The organism is Butyrivibrio sp. AE3003 (assembly GCF_000686065.1).
Classification (GTDB): Bacteria; Bacillota; Clostridia; order Lachnospirales; family Lachnospiraceae; genus Butyrivibrio; species Butyrivibrio hungatei_A.
The window spans coordinates 1,519,978-1,545,909 of sequence record NZ_JMLX01000001.1 but is presented as its reverse complement, the minus strand read 5'-3'; the positions used below and the strand labels follow the sequence as shown (position 1 = coordinate 1,545,909).

At 40.2% G+C, this 25,932-nt stretch carries 25 protein-coding genes, 1 tRNA gene and 1 riboswitch; of the genes, 20 read left to right on the top strand and 6 right to left on the bottom strand.

The genetic code is table 11. The features are described 5' to 3' along the window. The first annotated feature begins 19 nt into the window (after window positions 1–19). From CD00_RS0107385 to radA, 10 genes are all read left to right on the top strand, one after another. The gene (locus tag CD00_RS0107385) at window positions 20–2,119 is read left to right on the top strand and encodes an aminopeptidase (RefSeq protein WP_051594116.1); all 2,100 of its coding nucleotides are present in this window, start codon (window positions 20–22) and stop codon (window positions 2,117–2,119) included. A gap of 118 nt (window positions 2,120–2,237) precedes the next feature. Then, the gene (gene purE / locus CD00_RS0107380; RefSeq protein ID WP_026655389.1) at window positions 2,238–2,738 is read left to right on the top strand and encodes a 5-(carboxyamino)imidazole ribonucleotide mutase; all 501 of its coding nucleotides are present in this window, start codon (window positions 2,238–2,240) and stop codon (window positions 2,736–2,738) included. Window positions 2,739–2,784: 46 nt separating this feature from the next. Then, window positions 2,785–3,810 (top strand): phosphoribosylformylglycinamidine cyclo-ligase, encoded by a 1,026-nt coding sequence (gene purM / locus CD00_RS0107375; protein WP_026655387.1) that lies wholly within the window; start codon window positions 2,785–2,787, stop codon window positions 3,808–3,810. Then, entirely contained in the window at window positions 3,807–4,454 is a 648-nt protein-coding gene (purN, locus tag CD00_RS0107370) for a phosphoribosylglycinamide formyltransferase (RefSeq protein ID WP_026655386.1), read from the top strand. Before purM ends, purN begins: the two co-directional genes overlap by 4 nt. After that, on the top strand, window positions 4,451–5,728 hold the full coding sequence (purD, locus tag CD00_RS0107365) for a phosphoribosylamine--glycine ligase (protein ID WP_026655385.1): 1,278 nt from the start codon (window positions 4,451–4,453) through the stop codon (window positions 5,726–5,728). Before purN ends, purD begins: the two co-directional genes overlap by 4 nt. 61 nt (window positions 5,729–5,789) lie before the next feature. After that, window positions 5,790–7,364, top strand: coding sequence for an SH3 domain-containing protein (locus CD00_RS19245; protein ID WP_026655384.1), 1,575 nt, complete (start codon window positions 5,790–5,792; stop codon window positions 7,362–7,364). Window positions 7,365–7,516: 152 nt separating this feature from the next. Then, window positions 7,517–7,900 carry a GntR family transcriptional regulator gene (locus tag CD00_RS0107355; RefSeq protein ID WP_026655383.1) on the top strand — a complete coding sequence of 128 codons (384 nt, stop codon included), beginning with the start codon at window positions 7,517–7,519 and terminating at the stop codon, window positions 7,898–7,900. After that, window positions 7,897–10,482 carry an ATP-dependent Clp protease ATP-binding subunit gene (locus tag CD00_RS0107350; protein ID WP_026655382.1) on the top strand — a complete coding sequence of 862 codons (2,586 nt, stop codon included), beginning with the start codon at window positions 7,897–7,899 and terminating at the stop codon, window positions 10,480–10,482. Before CD00_RS0107355 ends, CD00_RS0107350 begins: the two co-directional genes overlap by 4 nt. Before the next feature lie 82 nt (window positions 10,483–10,564). Next, complete coding sequence (locus CD00_RS0107345; protein WP_026655380.1) at window positions 10,565–10,975, top strand: hypothetical protein; 411 nt, start codon at window positions 10,565–10,567, stop codon at window positions 10,973–10,975. Window positions 10,976–11,058: 83 nt separating this feature from the next. Then, a complete protein-coding gene (gene radA / locus CD00_RS0107340) occupies window positions 11,059–12,435 on the top strand; it encodes a DNA repair protein RadA (RefSeq protein ID WP_026655379.1) in 1,377 nt (458 codons plus the stop codon). Window positions 12,436–12,494: 59 nt separating this feature from the next. On the opposite strand, the gene CD00_RS0107335 is transcribed toward radA, so the two are convergent. Further along, a complete protein-coding gene (locus CD00_RS0107335) occupies window positions 12,495–14,249 on the bottom strand; it encodes a hypothetical protein (RefSeq protein WP_026655378.1) in 1,755 nt (584 codons plus the stop codon). A gap of 145 nt (window positions 14,250–14,394) precedes the next feature. On the opposite strand from CD00_RS0107335, the gene CD00_RS19240 reads away from it, so the two are divergent. The 4 genes from CD00_RS19240 (at window position 14,395) to CD00_RS0107315 (ending at window position 17,938) form a co-directional block, all read left to right on the top strand. Further along, the gene (locus CD00_RS19240) at window positions 14,395–15,306 is read left to right on the top strand and encodes a hypothetical protein (RefSeq protein WP_026655377.1); all 912 of its coding nucleotides are present in this window, start codon (window positions 14,395–14,397) and stop codon (window positions 15,304–15,306) included. After that, the gene (locus tag CD00_RS0107325; protein WP_026655376.1) at window positions 15,306–16,283 is read left to right on the top strand and encodes a transglutaminase domain-containing protein; all 978 of its coding nucleotides are present in this window, start codon (window positions 15,306–15,308) and stop codon (window positions 16,281–16,283) included. The genes CD00_RS19240 and CD00_RS0107325 overlap by 1 nt, the downstream gene beginning before the upstream one ends. A gap of 81 nt (window positions 16,284–16,364) precedes the next feature. Continuing rightward, on the top strand, window positions 16,365–16,751 hold the full coding sequence (locus tag CD00_RS0107320; protein ID WP_026655375.1) for a hypothetical protein: 387 nt from the start codon (window positions 16,365–16,367) through the stop codon (window positions 16,749–16,751). An 89-nt stretch (window positions 16,752–16,840) separates the two neighbouring features. After that, on the top strand, window positions 16,841–17,938 hold the full coding sequence (locus CD00_RS0107315) for a substrate-binding domain-containing protein (protein WP_026655374.1): 1,098 nt from the start codon (window positions 16,841–16,843) through the stop codon (window positions 17,936–17,938). Window positions 17,939–17,950: 12 nt separating this feature from the next. Here the strand turns inward: CD00_RS0107315 and CD00_RS0107310 are convergent, their stop codons facing one another. Then, window positions 17,951–18,526: a phosphotransferase gene (locus CD00_RS0107310; protein ID WP_185750408.1), complete on the bottom strand. Its 576-nt coding sequence runs from the start codon at window positions 18,524–18,526 to the stop codon at window positions 17,951–17,953. Further along, entirely contained in the window at window positions 18,465–18,650 is a 186-nt protein-coding gene (locus tag CD00_RS0107305) for a hypothetical protein (RefSeq protein WP_026655371.1), read from the bottom strand. The genes CD00_RS0107310 and CD00_RS0107305 overlap by 62 nt, the downstream gene beginning before the upstream one ends. Before the next feature lie 156 nt (window positions 18,651–18,806). On the opposite strand from CD00_RS0107305, the gene CD00_RS0107300 reads away from it, so the two are divergent. Continuing rightward, a complete protein-coding gene (locus tag CD00_RS0107300) occupies window positions 18,807–19,475 on the top strand; it encodes a hypothetical protein (protein ID WP_026655370.1) in 669 nt (222 codons plus the stop codon). Window positions 19,476–19,524: 49 nt separating this feature from the next. After that, window positions 19,525–19,597, top strand: a tRNA-Pro gene (locus CD00_RS0107295). Window positions 19,598–19,671: 74 nt separating this feature from the next. Here CD00_RS0107295 and CD00_RS0107290 read toward each other — a convergent pair. The 3 genes from CD00_RS0107290 to CD00_RS17580 all read right to left on the bottom strand — a co-directional run bounded on the left by CD00_RS0107290 (window position 19,672) and on the right by CD00_RS17580 (window position 23,155). Then, window positions 19,672–21,060 (bottom strand): tyrosine-type recombinase/integrase, encoded by a 1,389-nt coding sequence (locus CD00_RS0107290; RefSeq protein WP_026655369.1) that lies wholly within the window; start codon window positions 21,058–21,060, stop codon window positions 19,672–19,674. A gap of 132 nt (window positions 21,061–21,192) precedes the next feature. Continuing rightward, window positions 21,193–22,575 (bottom strand): DNA primase family protein, encoded by a 1,383-nt coding sequence (locus CD00_RS0107285; protein WP_026655368.1) that lies wholly within the window; start codon window positions 22,573–22,575, stop codon window positions 21,193–21,195. Further along, window positions 22,547–23,155 (bottom strand): CHC2 zinc finger domain-containing protein, encoded by a 609-nt coding sequence (locus CD00_RS17580; RefSeq protein ID WP_051594115.1) that lies wholly within the window; start codon window positions 23,153–23,155, stop codon window positions 22,547–22,549. Before CD00_RS17580 ends, CD00_RS0107285 begins: the two co-directional genes overlap by 29 nt. A gap of 693 nt (window positions 23,156–23,848) precedes the next feature. Here CD00_RS17580 and CD00_RS0107275 point away from each other — a divergent pair. The 4 genes from CD00_RS0107275 (at window position 23,849) to CD00_RS0107260 (ending at window position 25,587) form a co-directional block, all read left to right on the top strand. Further along, the gene (locus CD00_RS0107275; protein ID WP_026655367.1) at window positions 23,849–24,103 is read left to right on the top strand and encodes a hypothetical protein; all 255 of its coding nucleotides are present in this window, start codon (window positions 23,849–23,851) and stop codon (window positions 24,101–24,103) included. A gap of 154 nt (window positions 24,104–24,257) precedes the next feature. Then, window positions 24,258–24,815 carry a hypothetical protein gene (locus tag CD00_RS0107270; protein WP_026655365.1) on the top strand — a complete coding sequence of 186 codons (558 nt, stop codon included), beginning with the start codon at window positions 24,258–24,260 and terminating at the stop codon, window positions 24,813–24,815. A gap of 12 nt (window positions 24,816–24,827) precedes the next feature. Then, a complete protein-coding gene (locus CD00_RS0107265; RefSeq protein ID WP_026655364.1) occupies window positions 24,828–25,124 on the top strand; it encodes a hypothetical protein in 297 nt (98 codons plus the stop codon). Between the two features lie 61 nt (window positions 25,125–25,185). Further along, the gene (locus tag CD00_RS0107260) at window positions 25,186–25,587 is read left to right on the top strand and encodes a hypothetical protein (protein WP_026655363.1); all 402 of its coding nucleotides are present in this window, start codon (window positions 25,186–25,188) and stop codon (window positions 25,585–25,587) included. A gap of 204 nt (window positions 25,588–25,791) precedes the next feature. Then, window positions 25,792–25,865: riboswitch (cyclic di-GMP riboswitch) on the top strand. The last annotated feature ends 67 nt before the right edge of the window (window positions 25,866–25,932 follow it).

Sequence of the window (25,932 nt, the reverse complement as noted above, 5' to 3'; positions counted from 1 at the left end):
GAATGAAAGGAATAGGACAATGACTGAAAACGAAGCAGTATTTGAATTTAGCGTCGGAAATGATGTCACCGATGAGAGATATGCCCTTGCAATGGAGAGGGTATCGGGCATTTCCGATGAGCATTTGGAGAATAAAGAATTTGATGATTATTTTCATGCGGTAAAAGACTTTATTCTCATGATAGACGAGACCTATAAATGGTCTGAAAACGGCGGAAAAGACAATGATTCTCTGGAAGAGCTTAAGGCAAGAAACAAAAAGCTCTACAGCGACATTCTTCCCGAAAACTATGATAAGAGCTACGGTAATCCGGTATATGCATGTAACAGACTCGGAGAAACATTCGGAAAGATCTTGTCATCTCTTTATTTTGAGCTCAGATCCATGATTGCTAATGCTTTTGAACTTCAGAAGTATGAGATTGTGATCAGAACGGAGCTCTTTCTTGAAGTATACGGAGCATTTGTGCAGGCTTCCGCTTATGGCAAACTTCCTGAGTATGAGGACGTCAGACAGATAATGTACTGGTTCTACAGTGATTATGCCGAGGAAGAGAGAATGGTCAGATTCGCTCAGATAGTTAACCCCGAAAAAGACTATTTCAGGGATATCATAATGAACAGCGACTTGACTGATATAAGATACCTCTATAAATTCGGAGAGTATATTTCAGACAACGAGATAAAGACCGCACAGCATCTTATCGAGATGTCCGAGGAAGAGATCGATAAGATAGCAACCACTTTTACGGAAGGATATCGCATTGGCTTTGCCGCAACAGGCAAGGATATCAGCATTAAAAGCACCGCTTCTGTAATTTATATTTTGGGATTTGAGAGAATTATCAAAAAAGCTGTTTTGAATTTTGAGAAGATCGGTCTTAAATCCGGAATCTATCGTTTTATTCCAAGTAATTTCTATATGGGCGGAAGTGCCAGAAGAAATGCTTGTCACGGCGCAATTCCAAACAAGCAGTTTGATTATGACCACAAGGATGATGACGGATTGTTCCTTGATGCGGCTCTTGTAAACAGACGACTTGAGGCTGTAAGGGCAGCAGGTGAAAAGTACAAGAAGGAAGCAAAACTCTACGGAGGTCCCGCTGTACTTGAAGGATTCGGCGAAGTACCTTTTTCACCCGAACAGAAGAAGGAAGCAATTCATCTTAGCGACGAGCAGAGTAAGCTCCTTAGCGGTTATAAGATTCAGGCGTCACTTATCCAGAATGAATATATTATAGGAAAAGAGAGAAGCTTTACGATCATTTCTTTCCCTGTTCCCGATATAGGAGAGCAGTACGAGGCCATCTTTGACGAGACGGTCAAGATAAACACGCTTGATTACAATCTTTATCAGAATATTCAGAAGAAGATCATAGATGCTCTTGATGAAGCGAAGTACGTGACAGTCAAGGGAATGGGCGATAATCGCACAGATATCAAGGTTATGCTTCATGAGATAAAAGACAAAGAGAAGGAAACAAATTTTGAGAACTGTGTTGCCGATGTAAATATTCCTGTCGGAGAAGTGTTTACATCCCCCGTACTTGCCGGAACATCAGGAATACTGCACGTTTCGGGCGTTTATCTCATGGGACTTTACTTTAAAGACCTCGAGATTAAATTTAAGGACGGATGCATCGAAGATTACAATTGTGCAAATTTTATAACTGAGGAAGACAACAAAAACTATATAAAGCAAAATATCCTGTATAATCACGATACTCTGCCGATCGGAGAGTTTGCCATCGGAACAAATACGACGGCATACACGTTTGCAAGGAAATTTAATATTGCGGACAAACTCGATATATTGATTGCAGAGAAGACGGGACCGCATTTTGCGGTAGGTGATACGTGTTATTCCTATGAAGAGGACAATGACACATTTAACTTTGACGGAAAGAGGCATATAGCCAAGGAAAATGAGATTTCCTCAAAGAGAAAAACAGATCCTGATAAGGCATATTTCAGCTGCCATACAGATATAACGATTCCGTACGATGAACTCGGTGAGATCAGAGCTGTAAGAGAGGACGGAACCGGCATAACTATCATAGAAAACGGCAGATTCGTGCTTCCCGGCACGGAGGAATTAAATAAGCCTTTGGATGAATAAAATAAACCATTGGATGTAAGAAAAAAAAACCATTGGTTGAATAAAAAAGTGGCACAATATATTGTGTTGTGCTATGATACAAGTGGCTAAATGTTGAAGCAGAAAAATGGAGGAAAACATGGCAAAAGTTGGAATAGTAATGGGTAGTGATTCAGATATGCCCGTTATGGCAAAAGCTGCAGATATTCTGGAGGAGCTCGGAATCGAATACGATATGAGGATAATATCCGCTCATAGAGAACCGGATGAATTTTTTGAATATGCGAAGACTGCAGAGGAAAAGGGATTTAAAGTAATTATCGCCGGAGCAGGAATGGCAGCACATCTTCCCGGAATGTGCGCTGCAATCTTTCCCATGCCCGTAATAGGAATCCCTATGCACACAACTTCTTTGGGAGGCCGTGATTCATTATACAGTATAGTTCAGATGCCTACAGGTATTCCTGTTGCTACAGTAGCTATCAACGGTGGAGCAAATGCAGGTATTCTTGCTGCAAAGATTCTGGCAACGGGAGATGCGGAGCTTCTTGAAAAACTTAAGAAGTACACTGCATCACTTAAGGACGGAGTTGTTGCCAAGGACGCAAGACTTCAGGAAGTCGGATACAAGAACTATTGATTGGAATATAAACAGGCAAAAATGCGAGGAGTTAAATATTATGGCATTGGATTACAAAAAGGCAGGCGTTGACATTGAAGCAGGCTATAAGTCTGTTGAACTTATAAAAGGTTATGTAAAAGATACATTCAGACCTGAAGTACTTGGGGGTCTCGGTGGTTTTTCGGGAGCTTTTTCACTTAGCAAGATAAAGGATATGGAAGATCCGGTTCTTTTGTCCGGAACAGACGGAGTCGGAACAAAGATAAAGCTTGCGTTTCTTCTTGACAAGCATGATACGATCGGTATCGATGCGGTTGCAATGTGTGTAAACGACGTTGCATGTGCAGGCGGAGAGCCTTTATTCTTCCTTGATTACATCGCATGCGGAAAGAATATTCCCGAGAAGATCGCAGCAATAGTTAAGGGCGTTGCTGAAGGCTGTAAGCAGTCTGATGCCGCACTTATCGGTGGTGAGACGGCAGAACATCCCGGACTTATGCCTGAGGATGAGTATGACGTTGCAGGATTTGCGGTTGGCGTTGTTGACAGAAAAGATATGATCGACGGAAGCGCAATAAAGGACGGAGACGTTCTTATCGGTGTTGCTTCAAGCGGCGTTCACAGTAACGGTTTTTCACTTGTAAGAAAAGTATTTGATATGACAAAAGAGAGTCTTGAGACATATTATGATGAGCTCGGTGCTACTCTCGGTGAGACACTTCTTACACCTACAAGAATCTATGTAAAGATGATGAAGGCAATCAAGAATGCCGGTGTTAAGGTTAAGGGATGCAGCCATATCACAGGTGGCGGATTCTATGAGAATGTGCCCAGAATGCTTCCTGACGGAATCAAGGCTGTAATTGAGAAGAACAGCTATGATATTCCTCCTATCTTCAAGCTTATGCAGGAAAAGGGCGGAATTGAAGAGCAGATGATGTACAACACATATAATATGGGACTTGGAATGGTTCTTGCCGTTGATCCAAGTGATGTAGATGCTGCAATGAATGCTATTGCTTCAGCCGGAGACAAGGCTTGGGTAGTAGGTAAGGCAGTTGCAGGTGAGAAGGGTGTAGAACTCGTATGAAGATAGCGGTTATGGTTTCCGGTGGCGGAACAAATCTTCAGGCAATAATCGACGGAATAGCTGACGGCTCTATAACAAATACAGAGATCTCGCTTGTATACAGCAACAATCCAAATGCTTATGCAATCGAGAGAGCCAAGAAAGCGGGTATTCCCTATGCGGTTAAGAGCCCAAAGGAATTTGACAGCAGAGATGAGTTTAATAAAGCCCTGCTTAAGATCTTACAGGATGCGAATCCGGATCTTATTGTTTTGGCAGGATGTCTTGTTGTTATTCCGGAGTGCGTTGTTAAGGCATTCCCCAACAAGATAATAAATATTCATCCTTCGCTTATACCGGCATTTTGCGGTACCGGGTTTTATGGACTTAAGGTACATGAGCAGGTGCTTAAGAGAGGCGTAAGAGTATCCGGTGCAACGGTTCATTTTGTTGACGAGGGAACGGATACCGGCCCGATAATATTGCAGAAGCCTGTTATGATCAGGCAGGATGATACTCCGGAAGTGCTTCAGAAGCGTATTATGGAGCAGGCGGAGTGGAAAATTATGCCTATGGCGATAGACCTTATAGCCAATGGCAAAGTCAGAGTAGAAGATCACAAAGTTATTGTTGAAGGATACGAAGAGGAGAAGATTTTTTCATGAAGGTTTTAATAGTTGGCGGAGGCGGAAGAGAACATGCCATTGCTGAGGCTGTTTCCAGAAGCCCTCAGGTATCAAAAATATATTGTGCTCCGGGAAACGGCGGAATTGCCGAACTTGCTGAGTGTGTTCCGATTACACCTATGGAATTTGATAAGCTTGTTTCTTTTGCAAAAGAGAAAGAGATAGATCTTACGGTTATCGGAATGGACGATCCGCTTGTTGGCGGAATCGTAGATGCATTCGAAGCAGAGGGACTCAGAGTTTTCGGCCCCAGAAAGAATGCGGCAATACTTGAAGGAAGTAAGGCTTTTTCAAAAGACCTTATGAAGAAATACAATATTCCCACAGCTGCTTATGAGACATTTGATAATGCCGCAGATGCTCTTAAGTATCTCGAAACAGCTAAATTCCCCATCGTTCTTAAGGCTGACGGACTTGCGCTCGGCAAGGGCGTTCTTATCTGCAACAGTCTTGACGAAGCTAAGGATGGCGTAAAAGAGATCATGGAGGATAAGAAATTCGGAGATGCCGGAAATCACATGGTTATCGAAGAATTTATGACAGGTAGAGAAGTATCCGTATTGTCTTTTGTAGACGGAAAGACAATAAAGCTCATGTCTTCAGCTCAGGATCATAAGAGAGCGGGAGACGGAGACACCGGACTCAATACGGGAGGAATGGGCAATTTCTCACCCAGTCCTTTCTACACGGAAGAAGTAGATAAATTCTGCCGTGAAAATATATACAGCAGAACTGTGGAGGCTATGGCAAGTGAGGGAAGAGAGTTCAAGGGAGTAATATTCTTCGGACTCATGCTCACACAGGATGGTCCTAAAGTTCTTGAGTACAATGCGAGATTTGGAGATCCCGAGGCGCAGGTTGTTCTCCCCAGACTTAAGACAGATATCATAGACGTATTTAATGCATGTATCGATGGTAAGCTTGATCAGATCGATCTTGAATTTGAGGATAAAGCAGCTGTATGCGTTGTTCTTGCAAGTGAAGGATATCCGGTAAGCTATGAAAAGGGCAAACTTATTACAGGACTTGAGAACTTCAAGGGCAAAGACGGATATTATTGTTTCCATGCGGGAACAAAAGAAACTCCGGAGGGCATAGTTACCAACGGAGGAAGAGTTCTTGGTATCACTGCAAAGGGAGATACCTTGGAAGAAGCTCGCGCGAAGGCTTACGAAGCAACAGAGTGGGTAAGCTTTGATAACAAGTATATGCGCCACGATATAGGTAAAGCGATAGATGAAGCAAAGAAGTAATACGATCTGCAAAAGTGCCTGCAGTATAATGGCACAAATCCTAAGTTGAAAAGGAGGCTGTATGAAGAATACGATGGAAAAGATAATAAGAAACACTATACTTTCTCTAGCATTGTCATTAGCAGTTTTTATCGGCTTCGGGATTGGTGCGCATGCATTTACGACGACAACCGGAACTGTAACATCTGATAATGTAAAGGTGAGGAAGTCGGCAAGCACATCGTCAGATCAGGTATCAAGTGTAAAAAAAGGTGCTACGGTCGACATTCTCGGTGAGGAGACAGATGAATCCGGAACAATATGGTACAAGATCAAAGTTAAAGGCGATGAAACCGGATATATAAGAAACGATCTTGTCAGCAAATCAGGCGGATCTGAATCATCAGGGAATTCCACAGGCGGTTCAGGCACAACGGCTGTTGATCAGAAATCTGTAGAAGTTTTGGCTGAAAACGGAACTGTCAGACAGGGCGCGGGCACTGATAAAGATGCCGTAGGAAAAGTAAAAAAAGGTGATATAGTAACAATTACCGGTGAGACAAAAGGAGCTGACGGAAAGAAATGGTATGAAATATCTTTCGGAGAAAACGGCTCCAAAGGATTTGTAAGAAGCGATCTTGTTTCTGAGACTCCGGTTGTAGCATCAAAATCTGTTAAATCAGAGCAGACGGATGCTCCGTCAGATGAAGGAAGCCCGGATGTAATAGCGGATCTTGCCGCTGTGGATGATGTTATGGGTATTGAAGACGCCGGAGATGAAACAGGCGATGATTCGTCAGAAGATTCTGATATGCAGAGTGGTTCAGAGCCTACTGCTCCCACAGAGGCCGGAGACGGACAGTATACTATTTCATATGAAGATGATACATGGTATCTTACTGATTTCTCAGATGCAGAGAAGCCTCAGAAGATGCAGATTCCTCAGATTGTTAAACTTGCAAAACAGGCTAAGGAATTCCATGATAAACTGGCAGTATTTAAAAAGGTTATAATTGCAGTCGGCTCACTTGCCGTTGTATTGCTCGTTTTAGCTATTATTCTCGGAATCAGACTCAGAGACGCAGCTTATTATGATGAAGAAGAGGACGAAGAAGACGAAGATGTAGACGAGGAGGAAGACGAATATGATCGTTATTCGGCTCCTTCCAAGAAACGTTCTCGCGGGGCTGCAAGAGAGAAGATGAGAGATGACTCTGAAGAGGATGTAAGACCTAAGAGAAGACGTTCAAGAGAAGATGATGAGGATGAACCTCGTGAAAGCAGAAGAGTATCTCCCAGAAGAGCGGCAGCCGAAGAGACACAAGAGAGACCTTCAAGAAGAACAGTAACTCCTGATGACGATGAAAGAGTTGCGAGACCTTCAAGAGGTGAGAGACCTATGAGAAGAAGAGCTGACGATCAGGTTGAAGAGCGTCCTTCAAGAAGTGTTGAAGAAAGAACAGTAAGACCTTCAAGAAGAGATGACGATTCGATGTACGGAGATTCAAGATACGAAGAGAGACAGCCTTCAGAAAGACGTATGAGATCTGAGGAAGTTGAAAAGGAAGAGCCTTCATCAAGAAGAGCAAAGAATTTCCTTGGAGATGACGATGACTTCGAGTTCGAATTCCTTGACCTTGATGATGATGACAGATAATAGGTATTAAAAGAATAAGATTATATAAGACGCAGACCTGCGGTTTTTCCGAAGGAATGCGTCTTTTTTTCGGCTTTTTTCATTCAATAATTTGACGAATCTGTATCACGTGTTATACTAAATGTATCACAAGTATGCAATAGGAGGCGGAGATGATCATAGAAATTGATTTTAACAGTGATGAAGCTATTTATATTCAGCTTTGTAATCAGATCATTTTGGGCATAGCTACGTCTCAATTTCGTGAGGGAGAACAGCTTCCAAGTGTGAGGCAGCTTGCGGAAACTATTGGTATCAATATGCATACCGTCAACAAAGCATATTCAATCTTGCAGAGAGAAGGCTTTGTGAAGATAGACAGAAGACGCGGTGCGATAATTGCCATTGATATCAACAGGCTTCAGGCGCTTCAGGAGGCTCAGTCAGAGCTGGCGGTTGTTCTTGCAAGAGCAATTTGTAAGGGAATAGATCGAGACGAAATACATGAACTTGTAGATAAGCTTTATGATAATTACGAAAGGATAGATGGGATATGAATGATCAGTTCACTGTCATGGCCGAGGATGCACTCAGACTCGCCAAGAAAACAGCAAGAAATCTTAAACTTAACTATGTTGGAACCGAGCACATTCTTATGGGACTTATCCTTGAGGACGGAAGCGTTGCTTCCAGAATCCTTATCGATAACGGCATAGATGAAGCCAGAATGATGGACATGATAAAGGATCTTATTGTTCCCGGAAGCAGCGTAAGGACTCTTGACAGAGACGGTTTTTCTCCTAGAGCCGAGAAGGTTCTTGAGGATTCACATATCATGTCAGAGCGCTTTAAGGCAGATAAGACCGGAACAGAGCATATTCTTTTGGCCCTGATCAAAGAGGGAGAAAATGTTGCTGTAAGACTTATCAGCACACTTAATGTGCCTGTGCAGAAGATATATGCAGAAACTTTGGCTGCAATGGGAGAGGATCCAAATCTTGTAAAAGAAGACCTTGGAAGAAAGGTTAATCCCAGAGGGGGAAGAAGGGGATCTATCCTTGCTCAGTACAGCAGGGATATGACTGCGCTGGCACGCGAGAAAAAACTTGATCCCGTAATCGGAAGAGAAAGGGAAATACAAAGAGTTATTCAGATATTAAGCCGTAGGACCAAGAATAACCCCTGCCTCATAGGTGAACCCGGTGTCGGCAAGACGGCTGTAGTTGAAGCTCTTGCACAGCGAATAGTTTCCGGAAATGTGCCTTTTACAGTGCAGGATAAGAGATTGGTGACTCTGGATCTGTCCGGTATGATCGCAGGATCTAAGTACAGAGGTGAATTTGAGGAAAGAATTAAGAAGGTCATCAAAGAAGTCATTGATGACGGAAACATAATTCTTTTTGTTGATGAGATGCATACACTTATCGGAGCCGGCGGAGCAGAGGGGGCTATAGACGCGTCCAATATTCTTAAGCCGTCTCTTGCAAGAGGTGAGATTCAGATGATAGGCGCAACAACTATCACTGAGTATCGCAAATATGTTGAGAAGGATGCAGCACTTGAGAGGCGCTTCCAGCCCGTCAATGTAGAAGAACCTACCAAGGAAGAGACGGAAGAAATCTTGAAAGGTGTAGTAAGCAAGTATGAGGAGCATCACAGGGTAACCATTACTCCCGAAGCGCTTAAGGCTGCCGTTGAATTGTCTGAGAGATATATAAATGACAGAAATCTTCCCGATAAGGCTATCGATCTTATCGATGAGGCTGCTTCTGCGGTAAGACTTCATACAGTTGGAATATCGCCTAAGATCAAAGAGATTGAGAATGGTATTGCGGAATACGATCTTAAGATTGAGGAAGCACTTAAAAAGGATGATTTCGATCTTGCCGGACAGCTTAACAATGAGCAGAAGAAGCTTATTGCCAAGTATAACAGGGCTAAGAATGCAGATAAGAAAAAAGAGCTTTCTACGGGCCTTGTTGTAAATGAGAATGATATTGCGGAAGTTGTTGCCCAGTGGACAAGAATTCCGGTTAAAAAGATAGCCGAGAAGGAATCGGAGAAGCTTCTTAAGCTTGAATCTGTTCTTCATAAGAGAGTTATAGGCCAGGAAGAAGCCGTTAAGGCTATTTCAAAGGCAATCAGAAGAGGAAGAGTAGGACTTCAGGATCCCAACAGACCGATTGGTTCATTCTTGTTCCTTGGACCTACAGGTGTAGGTAAGACTGAGCTTTCGAAAGCTCTTGCGGAAGCTATGTTTGGCGATGAAAATGCGCTTATCAGAGTTGATATGTCCGAGTATATGGAAGGTCATTCAGTATCAAAGATGATCGGATCACCTCCGGGATATGTAGGATATGATGAGGGTGGACAGCTCAGTGAGAAAGTAAGAAGACATCCGTATTCTGTAATCTTATTTGATGAGATTGAAAAGGCACATCCCGATATTTTCAATGTACTTTTACAGGTACTTGATGATGGTCATATCACTGATTCAAAGGGACGCAAGGTAAGCTTTAAGAATACCATCCTTATTATGACATCCAATGTGGGAGCCCAGAAGATCGTGGATCCCAAGAAGCTTGGATTTGGTGCGGGAGATGATGCCAAGAAGGACTATGAAGATATGAAGTCCGGAGTTATGGAGGAAGTAAAGAGACTCTTTAAGCCGGAGTTTATCAACCGTATTGATGAAATACAGGTATTCCATACCCTTACGGAAAAAGAGATGATGGATATTGTTTCGCTTCTTTCACGCAATCTCAGCAAGAGATGTAAGGAGCAGTTGAATATCAATCTCACTATTTCACCTGCGGTAAAGAAATTCCTTATTGAGAAGCATTCTGACGCCAAAATGGGTGCAAGACCTCTTAAGAGGGCTATTCAGTCAGCTATTGAGGATGCGATGGCAGAAGAGCTTCTAAAGGGCAATATCAAGGCCGGAAGCGATGTTACGGTATCTTTAAAAGACAAGAAAATCGTATTTGTTTCCGCAGATGGTAAGAAAACTTCAGTAAAGAAGGTCGCTGTAAAGACAACCAAGCCCGGAAAGGCGCTTAAAACAAAGACTTCTGTGACTACAAAGAAGCCTGCTTCCAAGAAAAGTATAAAAAGTGCCAAAAAGACGTCAAAAAAATAAGTGAATTTTAAGTTTATAATTAGATGGATATGAATTATAATAATTATAACTATTATTAGCACCAAATCTCAGGAGGGTTATTATGGCTGTCGTAGAGCAGTTGATACGTGCCGAGAGTGATGGAAGCATCAGCTTCGGTAACTATGAGCTTAATGAAAAGAAAAAACTAGAAAACTTTGAACACAACGGAGATGTATTTAAAGTAAAGACCTTTAAGGACATTACAAAGCTTGAGTGTAACGATAATTTCGTATATGAATCCGTTCCGGGCACTGCAGTTTTAGGCTTTAAAGAGACAGAAGGAGGAGTTGAGTTTAGTGTGGAAGGCGAAAACGACGCACAGATCACACTCGGACTTCTTGAAAATACAGAGTACAGTGTTTGTGTAAACGGTAACAGCATCGGCAAGATGAGCACTAACCTCGGAGGTAAACTTAATCTGAGTGTTGAGTTATCGGGAAATGGCGCTATAAGCGTAAAAGTTGAGAAGTAAAAAAGTATAAGAAGGGCTTTTCGATGATATTCGAAGAGCCCTTTTTGAGTAGAGTTTGTTTGAGGAGAAAGGTGCGAAAGAATATGGCAACAAAGATAAAGACTGTTTTTTACTGCCAGAACTGCGGCTATGAATCGTCCAAATGGATGGGACAGTGTCCCGGATGTAAAGAATGGAATACCTTTGTGGAAGAGACTGTGAAGCCGGCGTCCAAAAAGCAGGGAATCACATCGGCAGTGCAGATAAGAGGAGAATACAGCAGTCCAAAATCTCTTTCTGAGATAGAAATGAAAGATGAGGAGAGGGCTGATACGCATATAAACGAACTTAACAGAGTGCTTGGAGGCGGCCTTGTAAGGGGCTCACTTATTCTTGTGGGCGGAGATCCGGGAATAGGCAAGTCAACACTTCTTCTTCAGGTTGCGGGCAATCTTTCGGGAGATAAGAAGGACGTTCTTTATATTTCAGGCGAGGAATCGCTTAGGCAGATAAAGCTTCGCGCCAACAGAATAGGAGATTTTTCCGAAACGTTGAAGTTTATGTGCGAGACCAATCTTGAGAATATTGAAGAAACAATAAACAGGGCAAAGCCTGAAGTTGTGATAATCGATTCGATACAGACGATGTTCAGCGATTCCGTGACATCGGCACCCGGAAGTGTTTCACAGGTAAGAGAATCTACAGCCGTGCTTCTAAGGATTGCCAAGAGTCTTAATATTACCGTATTTATAGTCGGACATGTGACCAAGGAAGGACAGGTTGCGGGACCGAGAGTACTTGAGCATATGGTTGATACCGTTCTTTATTTTGAGGGTGACAGGCATGCATCATACAGGATCCTTCGTGCAGTCAAAAACCGTTTCGGTTCAACAAATGAGATAGGCGTTTTTGAGATGCAGGAGAAAGGCCTTGCTGAAGTTACCAATCCTTCTGAGTTTATGCTTGAGGGAAAGCCCGAAAATGCCAGTGGTTCTATCGTTACATGTTCTGTAGAAGGAACGAGACCTATACTTATTGAGATTCAGGCGCTCGTATGCAGGAGCAATTTTGGATTTCCGAGGCGTCAGGCTAACGGAACGGATTATAACAGGGTTAATCTTCTCATGGCTGTTTTGGAGAAGAGAGTTGGGCTTCAGATGGGAGAATGTGATGCCTATGTAAATCTTGCGGGCGGAATGAAGCTTGCGGAGCCTTCACTTGACCTTGGAATCTGTATGGCGATTATCTCAAGTTTTAAGAACAAGCCTATAGGTGACGATGTCATTGCTTTTGGAGAGGTTGGACTTTCGGGTGAAGTAAGATCGGTAAATATGGCTGATTCAAGAGTTCAGGAAGCGGAGAAACTTGGATTTAAGACATGCATAGTTCCAAAGGCTCTTGAAAGTAAGCTTAAAAAGAGTGCAAAGAGTATAAATATTGTGGGCGTTTCATCCGTTGCAGATGCGATGAACTATATTTAAAACCAAAGAAAAGGCTTAGCCGTGGTATTTGCTGCCACTACTAAGCCTTGTTTTTTCTCTTATTCTTTTACCTTTATTTGTGACAGGTAGATTGCTGTTCCTGTCGCTAACAAGATGATCAATAATCTTAGATTTATGTTTGATTCATCAAATGTTTTTGACATTCTTGCAATTCTGCTGACTCCGAGAATCTTATTGTTTTCGGAGCTTGTCTTTTCCATTGCTTTTCCGCCTATTATAACCGCTTTTTTAGGAAGAACCTTTTCTTTTATACCTGTTGTGACAGGAGCATTGTCATCGCCTGAATTGCCACTTTTTTTGCTGTTATGACCATCGACAAGGACTAGCCGACCGTTTACACATTCTACGTTGTAGTATTTGGTCACATCATTGCCGTATTCGTCGACAATCCTGTAGCTTGTGATCTCGTTTACAGATGAGCCTATGCCGCTCTGACTTCCGTTGATGACAACATCTACGAGACTGTGGCCTTTAAGAAGTGAACCTGATGTGATCTCAACATTTTTGTTTGTTATAGTCTGTCCTGAATAGTTCTGCACGGTTGTTCCCGCTTCGATGGTGATCTTTCTGGATGTGACTTTTAACTGATCTGATGAAGGAGCTTTTTTTGTAATCCGGGATGATGGAATGGATGATATCACATTTCCTGCGTCATCAACAACTTTTACAACAATATCTTCAGGTGCGATTTCCTTATTGTCAAATATAAAAGGAATCTTATAAGTCGCGATCTGCTTGGCAACTACATAAGCGGCATCAATATTTACCCAATAACGGATGCCGTTGTGTTCGAAATAAGTACCTGAACCGTTTTCTCCTGCATGGACTTCTTGTTTTAATAAATTACCGAGTGCATCGAAAAAAGATGTTACATAATTTGTGGCTGAATTGTTGTCTTTTACCGTTATGTTGAAACCGCCGATGTAGTGGTCTTTGCCGTCATATTCAAATGCCGGGGTGTTACATGCGGTCTCGATATTGATGGTAACATCCGGAACGGGACCGTTTGGAATTATCTCAGGATCTGCTTTTACAGGCTGATCTTTTTCTATTGGAATGCTTCGTTTCCTTATTACGCCGTCTACATAGATGTCATTGGAGTAGGTTGCGTCAATGACATACCAGGCAATATACTGCGTGGCGGGATCAAAAGCAAAGCCTTTGCCGAATTCTTCTGCAGTAGGATAGCGGAGCAGTGAAGAGGCTATACTATTTTGCAGGGTTATACCATTTATTTTGTTGCCGCTATCTGAAATGGAAGAGGTAAATTGGGTGTTTGTGCCCTCTTCGATGGCATCGTCCAATTGTATCTCAGCTATATAGCTGTTGCCTATAGTAGAATATGCGGTTGAACTGTCAATTTCGCCTTCTGAACTATCGAGAATACGGAAGGTTACCCTGCATTTCGGCGGTTCTTTAGTAGCTTCTTCAACTTCTTTATATTCTTCGACCGGAAATGGATCCACTTCAACTAAATCTATTTGATTGGATTCTTTAATCGGCTGGTCTGCCGGTTTATTATATGGTTCTTTTTGGGGATTTATTGATGAATTATCAATGGATGTCTCAGCAACGTAGGTCGGTTCATCATTATTTTTGTCATCCTGTTCAAGTATTACTTCTTTTTTCTGTGTATTGTCTAAAGAAGTACTTCCGGTGCTTGCAATGTTGCTCTGAAGGTCGTTATTGTCTTCTTTTGCGTGCGTCGGAACAGAGGAACAGAAACATTCCGCAATAGTCATAACTGCGATCAACACAGCGGGAACTACCGCAGAGATACCTCTCTTGCGCATATATGATTACTCCTGTATTTCAAATATAAATATTCCAAATTTTAATATTACGAATTATAATAACATAATCCTAAACTTTTTGTAAAATAAGTCGATAAAATTTATATACTGAATACATATACTATCCGGAGGATGATGATAGATTATGAAAAACTTAGGAATAAAGGCTGTTTCAGCGCTTCTTTCGGCGGCTGTTTTTATGGGAGTTTCTTTTTCGGGAGTGGCAACTGTAGAGACTTTCGCCGTTGATGATCCGTATACGGCATTTTCAAAGGCAACTACCGTATATAACGGAGTTGATTATAAGGCGGAATATAATCCGTTGTATTATTATCTGAACTATGCGGATCTGAGAAATGCTTTTGGCGCAAATCCGGATAAACTTGTTGAGCACTGGGTTATCTTTGGTAAAAAAGAGGGCAGGGTTGCCAACAAACTTATAGGAGACAGCACGGAGTTTGTTGTTCCCACGGGAGAAAAGGATGTTATCGTCATTCCAAAGACAAAGCATGATAACGGAGGAATGACATACGATCAGGAAATACAGGCCAGAAATATTGCAAAGCAGATCGCCGAAGCTATTGAAAATGCCGCAGATGCAGGAAATACATCGTCATCATCCGGTTCTTCGGGATCGTCAAAGTCTAAGTCATCCAAGAAAAAGGCTATTAAAGACGTTGAGAAGGTTGCATATGCTGCAGGAATAGTCAAAGCATACTGCGACCTTGGTACATATACCACAAAGGGTAAGATGTACCGCACGGCATACGGAGTCTTTATCGGAGGCGAGTATTCATGCGCGGGAGCGACAAGAGCGCTTGGACTTATCCTTGATTATCTTGGAATATCATGGGTTCATAAGAATATAAATTCATGGGAAGATCAGTGGTGCCAGGTTATTGTCGACGGTAAAGAGGGTTACGGAGACGGAATTGCAGCAACAGCAGGTTACGGGAAGCATCCCAATGAGGGCGGCGATGAAAAAGATGTTGTTTCGTATTCTAAGATAAGATATAAATTTGAAGTGGCAACAGAGAAGCCAAAGAAGGAAAAGTAATGAATGAGAACACGATGCGGAGAGCTAAGAGAGTCGCGGCATTTATAGTTTCTTTTGCGGTAGCGGTCGCAGCGACAATTAATTCGGGAGCTTCGGGAACTACTGAGATTAATGCGCTTACTTTTAGCAAGAATCCGGAAATTACAACGGTTCATATAGGAAGTGATGTACAGTCCATTACATCGGACGCGTTTAAGGGGCTTTTTAAACTAAAATCAGTTACTGTCAGCGAGAAGAACCCTTATTATTCGTCATTTAGTGACTGTCTTTACAATAAGAATAAAACGGTTCTGTTGTGCTTTCCGCCGGCGCTTACAAGTGCAAGGATTCCGGCAAGCGTTACTTCGATAGGCGAAAATGCGCTTCTTGGAGTGGGGACGGAGCTGAAGAATCAGATAATAGATGCTGTTAACGGACAGGAAGGCGAGAACCTTACTGAGGACAAGGTGCCGGGAGAACATTTTGTTCATACGCAGTACGGTATCAGGTGGAAGGATAAAAAAGGAAATCTGACCGAGCCCAAAAGTGAGATAATGAGACTTACGGCTTCTGTTGTCGAAGCGTGTACAGATGGCACGATGACGCAGAGCAGGCAGCTTGAAAGATGTTTTAATTACTTCATAAACGAGGTTTCCTATGAAAGGGAAATGAAAGTTCCGGTAGGAGATTGGACGAGTGATTACGCGTGCCGGATTCTTTTTACCGGAAAGGGAAACTGCTATAAATATGCGGCGGCGTTTGCTTATATAGCCAGGGGGCTGGGGTATGAGGCAAAGGTGTGCAGCGGAACGGTAGCGGCTGCAAGTGGAGGAAGAACGCCACATGCATGGACGGAAGTAAAAATCGGCGACAACTGGTATATTTTTGACACAGAGATGCAGGATGCAAAGGGAAGCGGATATTACAAGCAGACTTATGACAAATATCCTGCGGGGCCTATTGAGAAATCATCGTCCTGGACTGTATTTTATCAGTAAAAAAAGGCTAAGTGCTTTTTTATACCGCGCGGGCGCGGGTTAGCCCGTAAATTATTATTTTTTTGAGGGGATTTTTAAGTAATGAAAAAAGTAGCAGCAACAACATTGGTATTTATGGGATTGATGGCTTGCGTCATTGTATTCAACATCATTTTGTGTGTGGCAGTACCGGAATACAAAGACTTTTTGACGACGGCTGTCGCGGAAGAAACGACGCCTCCTGTTGTAAAGGCATCAACCGTAAGTGTTACCAAAAAGAACGAAAAACCGACGGAAAAGAAGTTGACACTTGAGGAACTTAAGGAGAAATATGATATTTCCGCTTTGGCATGCAGTTCATCATGCGATGAAGAGTGTGGTGGCGGTGCGGAGCTTACAATTGTAGATAAGGCTTACCATGAAGATTGCGGAACCGGAAAGGGTTACTGGGTTATTACCTATTCTGACGGAAGTACTGCGGTTGAATGATCATAATTCATAATTTAGTTTTTTGATAGGTGCTGACATGATCTTGAATTAAGTCAGCACCTTTATATTTATGGAGAGGAATAAAAGAAATGAGAAGGAAATTGTTTGAAGTATTGACAGTTTCTGTTTTGATTACTGCGTTGCTTGCAGGATGTTCTGAAAAAAATATCGAAGAGACGGAAGCTGATGCGGCTGCGAGCGTGGCGTCTTCAGCAGAAGAAAAGGAGATGACTCCCGCCGATATGAGGGTTGGAGTATTTATTTACAAGTTATCCGACACATATATGTCTTTATTTAAGGATGAGCTTATAAAAGACCTTGTGAAAGCGGGCTTTAAGGAAGAAAACATCACTGTAGTCAATTCTGCGGTGAGCCAGGGATATCAGATGTTGCAGCTTAGAAAGCTTATTGCTTCGGGTGTTGATATTCTTGTCGTCAATCCGGTTAATACATCTAAGACGGCTGAAGTTACGGATCTTGCGATGGAAGCCGGAGTTCCGCTTGTATATGTTAATCGTGAGCCCGATGCAGCCGAAGAGATAAGGTGGGAAAGTGAAAGTCTGCCCGTTACTTATATTGGTTGTGATGCAAGACAGGCAGGAACTTTTCAGGGAAAAATCATAATGGATCTCGGCTTTGAAAATATTGATAAGAATGGAGACGGTGTTCTGCAATATATCATGGTCAAAGGAGAAAAAAATAACGCGGATACCTATTTTAGGACAAGATATTCAATAGACGCACTAAAAAAAGCGGGATGGAATGTTGAAAAGCTTGCTGAAGGCAACGGCAACTGGGATAAGAACGTTTCGGAATATGTTGTTACTGAGGCGCTTAAGGAAAATCCTTCGCCCGAGGTGATTATCTGTAATAACGACATGATGGCTATCGGTGCTCTTGAAGCTGTAAGCAAATCCGGCCTTGTAGCGGGGGATGATGTTTACATTATCGGTGCAGATGCTTTTGAAGTCGCACTCGAGAAAATCCTTGAAGGAAAAATTGTCGGAACCGTATTCAACAACTATGTCGAGCAGGCCCGCCTTACGACAGGAACGATACTTTCATACATGAAGAAGCAGAACGTAGCTCATTTTTACGGCAGTGATTATGTTAAAGTCACGAAAGAGAACGCTGAGACTATACTTGGGATAATCAGAGAGGGTGATGAGACGGAGGAAGAGTATTAAGGGTGCTGAAGTTTATTTTTCAGCAGCTCTAAGTATTTTGCTTGCTTTAACAGCGTCAGAAAAATCTTGTTCTGATACGCCGGATTCCAACATCGTTGGAAGAATTGTTGCTTTAAATGCCTCCAAGGCTTCTTTTGAGAATTCGTCAAAGATTATATATGTTCTGGCATAATCAAACACAGCAGGAGCGATTCTTGAGTTAATCCAGTCAATGATTGTAAAACTGTTGCCGGCATCAGAGGTCATTATGTTCAAAAAATGCATATCTAAATGACAGACACAGGATTTATGTTTTGCTGAAAGCCTTTCAATAATTGGCAAAACAATTTCTTTATCGTGATCTGGAATGCTCATTCCTGCAGTATCTGATAAACGAGGCATATTTATTCCGGAAATATCTTTGCTGTGTACAAAACTAAAGGCATCGGAAAGGATTTCCATACAGGTAATATCTCCTTTTCTTGCCCTGGTTTCTAATGTTTCTCCTTCAACAAAATCCATTTTTACAATGTGATCATCTTCTGTATCATAGTATCTTACCGGGCTTAGGCCGGATATGTTTACTTCTTTTTGCTGTTTTTTTTTCAAAATCAATCCATTCAGTCGGATAAGATTTATCATAGATTTTATATGCATATCCGTGGTAGAGAACCACTTTTGCCTGTGCACCTTTGCCTATTTCTTTCTGTGTTCCGTCAAATATTGTATTCATGTTTTTTCCCCTTGACTCCCCAATTCAGTTTTATATTTCAATTGTATCAAACTAATCTTTATAAGCAAAAGGTTTAATAGTTTTTTTTAGCTTTGTTTTTGTCTGAGTATAGTATTATATTAATACCCTTTTTCGTAAGATGTGAATGGAGGTATTATGCACGAAACAACTCAAATATCGTATGAGTTGGGCACGGTGAATATTATCCTTAATTCTGAAAGTAGGATCGGTCAGGATGCTCCAAACTTTCGCTTTACAGACTACGACCAAGTACTGTACTCCTGCTTTACGCCAAAAGAATTAGAGCAGATAGCAGAAGGTGGCAGTGCCGAACTCATTTTTAATCTGATAATGAAAGATCCGCTAAGCAGCAATCTTACCGACAGCCCGTTATCTGACTTTGCAGAACTTCCCGGAAAAATCTTTGAAGGACTTACCGAAGGTGTATACATGAATCTTGATGTATACAAAACATTTGGGAATATGGAGCAGTCAGAACTTGAGATGTTCTACGAAAATATAGATTTTCAACTCGACATTCCTTTATCTCTCATAAAAGAAAATCGTGAATACTTTATATACTCGGATTTCATGGGAAGTACCGAATTATTCGAAGATATAGATAAAGAAATTGAAACAATATCCATAAACACAAACGCAATAGGTACGAGTTTGCTCCTTTACAGAGAGATGCCGATTATAGCAAATGCAAAAGTAAATTATGACAATAGTTATGTGCAACAACCCCAGTATTTATGCGTGATTGGCATAATTGCACTCATCCTTTTGTGGAAGAGAATTGATTTTTTACATAAAAAAGAATAAAAAACCTATTGCTTTTCTCAAAACAGCGTTATATAATGGAGAACGTCGTCGGGGTGTGGCTCAGTTGGTAGAGCACTATCTTAGGGAGGTAGGGGCCGCGTGTTCGAATCACGTCACTCCGACTAATAAAAACCGCTCAGTTGAGCGGTTTTTTGTTGCTCATTTTTAAAATTTGTTTGACCAAATGTTTGACCTACTAGCCGAGAAGCGCCTCAAGGCTTGATTTTGACAATGTTCTGTTATTTTGCTTGTTATAATACCTTGTCATTGTGCTATCGGCATGTCCTGCGGTTACTCTGATCTGGTCTTCAACCATTTGCATAGAATAGGCTTCCTGAATTGCCCCGCGTCTTTGCGCATGAGTTGACATGGGCTCTATCCCAATATCTTCACAATATGCCTTTATATGGCCATTAACGCGGTTTGTACTTATCGGAAGTTTTCCTTTACTGTTAAAAACGTACTTCTTTTGACCATTGATGAGATAAAGCTCTTTCAATATGCTTAATGCCTTATCTGTCAGTGGGATTTCTCTAGCCACTTCATCAGCCTTCAAATGCTCATCATCAACGACTACGAGTTTTCCATCAACTTCTCTCTTTGATAATGAGTGCTTTATTGTAAGTGTCTCTTTTTCAAAATCGACATCGTCCCAAGTAATTGCAAGCCATTCACCGACTCTCTGCATCGATGTGAGCCAGAATCTGATTGCAAGCGAATATACAGTTTGCTCAGGAAGAGCTTTTAGGTGTTTTTCAAGTTTTAAACGCCAATCTTTTGAAGTTGCTTTCTTTTTGCTTATGTTTCTTGCTTTCTTCGGACACATGTTGTTTGGAAGAGAAATAACAGGATTGACGGTTATTATCTTTTGCCATATAGCATAGTCAAAAGTTTGCTTAAGCACGCTTTTTGCTTGGTCGATCTGCCTTGCATTGTATTTTCTGCTTGCGGTAAGCCTTTTAAAGGCATCAATTATATCGCCGGAAATTACAGTTTGTATTGGGAGTGTTGTTAAAATGTCATTTGCCCAATATTTATTCCAATATTGATCCTTGCGCTTTGCTGTGCTTGTAGGGTAAGTAACAGAACCATCATTATCTACTATTGGTGTATGGTTGTGCTCTGAAAAGAGATTAAACACATCCTGTACAGATACAGTTGCATTATATGAATTAGATGCAGGAAGCATTCTCCCGATTACTTTTTGATATAACGCTTCAACAGAAGTAGCAGATATCTGTTTTCTCTTACCATCCGTAGTTATAGACACTACATATAAAGTTTTATTAGGCTTTTTTACAGTGGTTATCTTTTTTCCAAGTTCTTTTTCGATAGCTTGAATTTTGAGTTGTAAAATTTGTTTTTCCAAGTCTTTGATAACAGCACCGACTGAGTTTATAGTAGCATAGTCAGAATCTGTTTCCAATCGGAGCTTCTTGGAATTGAGAATGCTTATTTGTTCAAAGATAGTTTGCTGTGAATCATTGGTGTTTTCTGATGTGAGCGCCGGTATACTGATGGAGGTACCAGCAAAATCATATTTAGTTTTCATATGAGCTTGTCCCTCCTTCATTATTTTTGGCATTTATAAGACAGGTAAAAAATGTGTAAACCCTCATTGTATCTGCTGGTAGGCACATAGGCACGATTTTTGAAATCAATGAAGATTTTATATGGGTAAAAAGAAATTGATTAAAAACGGATGCCTTTCTGCCTTTTAGCTTTTGAAGGGAATACCTTTTAACGTGTGGATAGCGCATATTCCCTTATATCCACGGGCTGTTTTATTATCAACAGACGCATTTTTTAAATATTTGAGCCCAAGTTTATCTGCACGTTGTCGTAGTTCTTTCGAAAAAGAGCTTTCGGAACGAATCTTGATAAGATTGTCATTGCCCCATAGGCAATATGCTTCATATAGCTCTTTGGTAGTCGCAATGGCATTTTTATCAAATGTGATATATCCTTCAGATTCAAAGAAATCAAGAATGCTGTCTTCCTCTCTGCGCAACTCGGCTTGGTTTTGTAAAGTTCGTTCGCTTATAGTGAAGTGAAATTCATTTTTGATAAGTCTTTTCAAGCCTTCAAGGCACCATAGAGCTATTCCTTCAGTTTCTTCGGATAATTTTGCAGAAAGATTTCTGTCATCAACTCTGTTTTGCGATTTTTCTTTTACCCTGATGGTTATTTGTCTGCGATAGAACCCGTCGGATTTATCATACAGAGAACTGAGCGAACCATTTCCGAAAGCCATAATTCTAACATTTAGATAACCTTGATAACTTTGCTTTCCTTTGCGCTCAAGATTCATTTTATCTTCCATGGTTACTACAGCTTTTATAACTCCGGTGTCAGTAAGAGCTTCCATTTTCATATCATCATCAATCATAAGGAGCATCCCTTCCTGATCTGCCAAACTGAATCTGTTATTTGCCAGAGTGCTAATGCTGCATATAGTCATGTTGTTTCCGAGAAGGTTTCTGCATACGAATCCGACTCTTGATTTGCCTTCTCCACCGTTTCCGATTAAGAGCAACATGGCTTGGGCTTTTGTCGTTGGTATAAGGATATATCCCATAAATTCTTGTAGAGTATATATGTCTTCAGGATAGAGTAGTTCGTCAAGAAAACGTAACCATCTGGTTGGAGGGACAGCGTCTGAATTATAATTAACCGGTAATCTGTTAGAGCAGAATTCTTTTTCGGGAACAAAACCACCGTCAATAAAATATGTTCCATTTTTAAAATGAATCCTGTCTGTATGTTTAGGAATAATCTCACACATGGATTCATATCTCAGCGCATCTAATATTTGTTTGGCTCTTTTGACAATATTTGTTTTTACATATGGCTTAAGGGCATCAACGATTTCTTTTTTGAGTTTTTCCTCGCTGATAATTCCGTCAATGTCATAAAAGATTCCTCCGACATATTTAAGAGGATGTTTGCTGATGAACCAAGTACAAAATTCTACTTCATCAATCTTATTATTTTTGTTGTCATACCAGCTTGGAGTTTCATTTGTAAATTCAAATTGTTTGGCAACATCAAGCAGAGCTCTCTTTGTATTTTCATCTAAGTTGTTCCATTCGTTTTTCAATAGTAATAACCTTCCTTCCATAATTTGTAATAAAAAAAGCCCTGTCAGAAATATTTCCGTAAAGTAGTGTGTCTAACAAATACTCAACGTGATCTATTTCTTCCAGAGCTTCGCAAAAGTAAGGATGCCATTCGTCGTTTTCATCCTTTGGTGCATATTCAGTTTTCCATTTTTTTAACAGCTGTAGATAATCTGTCAAAACAAGAAAAATATGTTTTTCTGTTTCGTACAAAATCTGTTCGTCTGATTTTGATCGAGATTTGATTTTGGGAGGAGCATGATAATTTGTATCAAACGATAATCCAAAATCTTCACAGATCTTAATTGCAGAATTTTTTGCATTAAGATGAAAATAGTCGGAGACAAAATCTATCGCATCTCCTTTTTTACCACATCCAAAACAATAGAAGCGTTTATCAATTTTCATGCTTGGATGTTTGTCATTATGGAAAGGACACAGACACATTCCGTTGTGATTAATTGTAATTCCATAACGATTGGCAACCTGACGGGCTGAGATATTTGATTTTACAATGTCAAAAACAGACTCTTTTTTAATGTTAGATGATTTAATGCTCATTTCTATTCAATCTCCTTCAAATACTGGAGTGGCGCCGCTTCTCAAGAATCCCTACGAGGGCTATAAAAGAAGTGGCAAGCAGTGCATTTGGGTGACAAATGCATTTTTTTGCTTGTTGGGGGAACTTCCCCAAACCCCTCACAACGGAAAAATCCGTGACGGCGCATTCGCTTAGGCTTGCATTTTTTTCTGAATGCGTTTTTCTTAATTGCAACAAAAAAAGCAATCAAGAAAATTTCCTGATTGCTCTGTTTATGAAACTTATTTGATACTCTTACAAGTATTATTTTACCACCCCTAAAAATAACATCAACGGACAATAGCGGGACAAAACCGGGACAATTTAGGGACAAAACCGGACAAAATAGGGACAGCTATATTTTATGAATTTATGTATCAGCGATAGATTTATAAGTTATTGTTTTGCTCATTATAAGAATATCATTTTGGTTTGTGATTGGAAATTGCCATTTGGGTGCCATATGGTTGCCATTTGGGTTACTTTTGGGGACATTTGGGGACGTTTTTGTTAACAATCAGAATGACAAAAAGACATTTAATCAAAGTTTAATAATATTTGGAACGGGAATAATAACGTTATTTGATAAAATATAATTGTGCTATCGGCCGCGGACATGAATTAGCTATCTGAATAACTTGTTGATGTAGATTTCATTAAAAAGAGGTGAGTATATGGATTATCTTTTATTTCTGGTAGTTTTGTTAGTTTCTTGGGTGATCGGAGTTGTTGGTTGGGCACAAATAATTGGTAGTATACAAAACATTCGTGTAAGACCCAACTTGATTATTGCAATAATCATTTGGGGAATAATTATTGCTGGTTCATTTTTTATAGTTAAATCATTTTTTTCATCGAAAATGTTAGCTTGGGCAATTGCTATGGTGCTTTCTTTTATTCAAGTTTTTAAGCAAGGGAAAATAGAGTAATGTTTCAAGAATGTGACTCACAAAAAGTATAGTCGTAGAGGAATTATATTTGAATAGCAGTTTGGATTACTATGAATACTATTATAGTTCTTGTATCAATGATACTATGTATTTCTTTGATTAATGTTATAATAAAGCCATAGAAGGGAGCTTTATGTCAGAAGAAATACTCAATGATTACCTGGATGAGAATCAAAAGATAACGGATGAAGTTATACTTGGATTAAAGCCATTAGCATTTTATACCATTTCAAATATCGATATTATCGATTTTATACATTCACAATGTCAGAAAGTTTTAGAAATAGCACAACAGAAAAATGATTCTAAAGAAGTAGCCAGAGCAGTAAACTTAGATACATTTGAAGTATTACTACCGGTATTTGGCGAAGCACATAGAGTCGATATTGATTATCTTGTTGATCAGATGAAAGGTACAGATTATGCATTTCTTGTAATGCATAATCACCCGAGTAATTCTCATTTTTCTGAGAAAGATATAAAAACATTTGTTGATGCAGTAAATATGTCAATACTTATTGTTCTGGGAAATAATGGAGCGATATACATATTAGAGAAGACGAGAGATCTTTTGCCAAATGAAATTATATCAGCAAGAAAAACATTACTAGATTGGAAAAAAGATTTTATTAGTTATGACACTGTGATTGAGCAGATTAAAGCTTTTGGAATCGTACACAGTGAGATATAAAGGAGGTTCGTTATGGTTAATATAGTTGATAAGCCAAAACCTACAAGTTCATATAAGTCTCCTCTAAGAATCCCAGATGAACTTAAACAGTTCACAGAACGCAGAGAACAACGTGCAAAAGAACTTGGAATAGCATTATATGTTTTGGGGACAGATACTCGAAGTGATGATGAATTTCAGAAATTAGAAGATTATATAATGGAGAATTTTATTGATTTAGATCTAGATGTTCCGGAAGATATTAAAAAGAAATATTTGGAAATGAAGAAGAATAGAGAAAATTCTCATAATAATTTATCGGAAGGTTAAATGAATAGGAATATCTGAAGTTGCGATAAAACGTTGTGTTTGTTTTTGGAGGGGGGCGAAGATGAATATCAATAGCAAGAAAAAGATTCGGATAATAATAGCTGTTTTAATAACTTTTGGAACTATTTTGACAGCAATCATTAGTAGCGCTTATTTGAGAGCAAAAGCAAATTATGAACAACAGATGCAAGATTCCGACATGATAAGATATAGTCAAGAGTTGGCAATCAAAGAAATGATTGATGATTATACAGATGAATATGTAGAACATACTTGGGTATTTGCGCACCAAGAAGATAACAGCGAGCAGTTAAGCGATATAGCTGCATTTATTGTATATAATACTGAAGTTCCTGAGGATATAAAAACTTCTTTGATTGAGGCTATATCTGATGAATTTTCTATAGATAAAAGTAGTATTACGCTGGAATATATGGATTATGAGGAGCTCAAGAAAGATTGAGAAAAAAGGATAAAGAAGTGTTTGACCTAATGTTTGACCTAAGGTCAAGTCGGTGCTGTCAAACCTCCTTTCCATGCGGAGTTCAGCGATTTGCCATTCGTGTTCGAATCACGTCACTCCGATTGAATAATAAGGCTACAAACATAGTATTATCTAAGTTTGTAGTCTTTTTTTCTGGGTAAAGTATCATCCCGTTTATTCTTGAATAATTAAGGGCAAAATTAGAGAAATCTAATGACGCAAAGCTATAGGGTCCGAAAGGATAGCCAGTTACAGTTTTATTGCGATGCGTAGGTATCGCTTTTTTTTGCGCTTTTTATATTAAAACAAAGGCTAACGAAGAGG